The organism is Vibrio splendidus (assembly GCF_002873455.1).
Lineage (GTDB): Bacteria > Pseudomonadota > Gammaproteobacteria > Enterobacterales > Vibrionaceae > Vibrio > Vibrio splendidus_J.
In genome coordinates, this window is record NZ_MCUN01000031.1 from 1 (window position 1) to 449 (window position 449).

A 449-nucleotide genomic window follows, 5' to 3' on the forward strand; every position below is an offset into this window, starting at 1 on the left:
TGTGGTTCATGACTGGGGTGAAGTCGTAACAAGGTAGCCCTAGGGGAACCTGGGGCTGGATCACCTCCTTATACGAAGATACCACGATGAGTGTCCACACAGATTGATTAGGTTTAGAAAAGTTAAGAGTAGAAATACTTTTCCAGATGGGGCTATAGCTCAGCTGGGAGAGCGCCTGCCTTGCACGCAGGAGGTCTGCGGTTCGATCCCGCATAGCTCCACCATCTTTAAGTGTTTTTCTTTGAAAATATTTAAAAATGGTTCATTAGTTTGAATCAAGCTCTTTAACAATTTGGAAAGCTGACTGATTAGCTTAATTATTTTTACTTTTTAAAAAGTAAAACAAAACGGCCAAGGCTGTGATTAAGTTAATCAAATTTAAAAGTTCTCAATGTTTATCTTTCATTAGGTAAACACAACAAACACATTCAAGTGTCTTGTATTCGAAT

The 449-nt window shown here is 38.8% G+C and carries 1 tRNA gene and 1 rRNA gene; both read left to right on the top strand.

The annotated features are described in order from the left end of the window. Positions 1 to 71, top strand: a 16S ribosomal RNA gene (locus BCU75_RS18740); the annotation flags it as partial. A 77-nt stretch (positions 72 to 148) separates the two neighbouring features. Next, a tRNA-Ala gene (locus tag BCU75_RS18745) sits at positions 149 to 224 on the top strand. Positions 225 to 449 lie beyond the last annotated feature (225 nt).